1 protein-coding gene and 1 tRNA gene are annotated in these 1,332 nt (G+C 51.0%); one reads left to right on the top strand and one right to left on the bottom strand.

Annotated features, from left to right (window positions below):
• Positions 1-1,128: pyruvate kinase (pyk, locus tag NZ772_19065; GenBank protein ID MCS6815659.1), on the bottom strand; the 1,128-nt coding region annotated here is incomplete at its 3' end.
• Positions 1,129-1,230: 102 nt separating this feature from the next.
• On the opposite strand from pyk, the gene NZ772_19070 reads away from it, so the two are divergent.
• A tRNA-Ala gene (locus NZ772_19070) sits at positions 1,231-1,303 on the top strand.
• Positions 1,304-1,332 lie beyond the last annotated feature (29 nt).

The following is a 1,332-nucleotide window of genomic DNA, read 5'->3' on the forward strand; positions in this document are numbered from 1 at the left end:
CGTAATACTACACAGGACAATAGCCCGTAAAGAGAGAATTTCTTCGATCGTGTGAATCGCCTCACTGATGGCATGGGGAGCATCATTAGTTTCTGGCGGGTCATTGACAGGGTGATAGACAGCTTCAATCTCACGGGCAATTTTCACCATCATTTCCACTGCCTGCACTGGGTATTTACCTACCGCTGATTCCCCTGAGAGCATAATGGCATCAGTACCGTCGAGGATAGCATTGGCAACATCACTTGCTTCGGCGCGGGTAGGACGCGCGTTTTCAATCATACTTTCTAGCATTTGCGTCGCCGTAATTACTGGAATAGCATGGCGATTGCATTTTTTGATAATTTCCTTTTGCGCTAGGGGCACTTTTTCCGGGCTGAGTTCTACGCCTAGGTCACCCCTAGCCACCATAATCCCATCGGCAATGTGGATGATTTCGTCGAGGTGGTGCATCGCTTGGGGCTTCTCAATCTTGGCAATCACAGGCACATCGTAGCCTAGGTCTTTAATTCGCTGTTTCAGGGCAGCAATATCTTCGGCTTTGCGCACAAAACTCAAAGACACCCAATCCACACCCTGCGCTAAGCCAAATTCCAAGTCCTGCAGGTCTTTGGGAGTCATGGAGGGCAAGCTGAGGTCAATATCGGGCAAATTCACACTCTTACGGCTTCTGAGCATGCCCCCCCGTACAACTTCACAGACAGTGGCAGAATCCTTGGTGGCAAGTACCACCAGTTCCATCAGCCCATCGTCTAGGAGGACACGATTACCAGCTTGCGCCTCTTTTGCCAGCAGAGGATAATCAATGGGAATAGTGTTTGGCTCCTGTCGCCACTCTGGCAGGGGAATCAATTCCACCGTTTCCCGAATGGCTAGGGGAATGGGGTCTGGCAACACCCCCACACGGATCTTTGGACCTTGCAGGTCTTGTAGGAGGGCAATAGGCACATCCAGTGCTTGGGAGATACGGCGGAAGCTAGCGACAATCTGGGCATGATCATCATAGGAACCGTGGGAAAAATTTAATCTAGCGACAGATAAGCCGGCCTTGATCAGTTCCTCGATGGTCTCGGGTTTGTTGCTAGCAGGTCCGATCGTGGCCACAATCTTCGTCCGTTGGGGTAGCATGATTTCCTCTCCATTCCCACCGCTGATTATAAGAGGCAGGTAGGAATTACTACTGGAAGAAAGTCTAAAATCCCCCCGATCTGCTATTATATTTTCCTACAGGGGGCTATGGCGCAGTTGGTAGCGCGTCTCAATGGCATTGAGAAGGTCACCGGTTCGAGTCCGGTTAGCTCCATGGGGCAAGCTGGGAGCGGAAAGTGGTAA

This window comes from Cyanobacteriota bacterium (genome assembly GCA_025054735.1).
In the GTDB taxonomy this organism is placed as follows: Bacteria; Cyanobacteriota; Cyanobacteriia; order SKYG9; family SKYG9; genus SKYG9.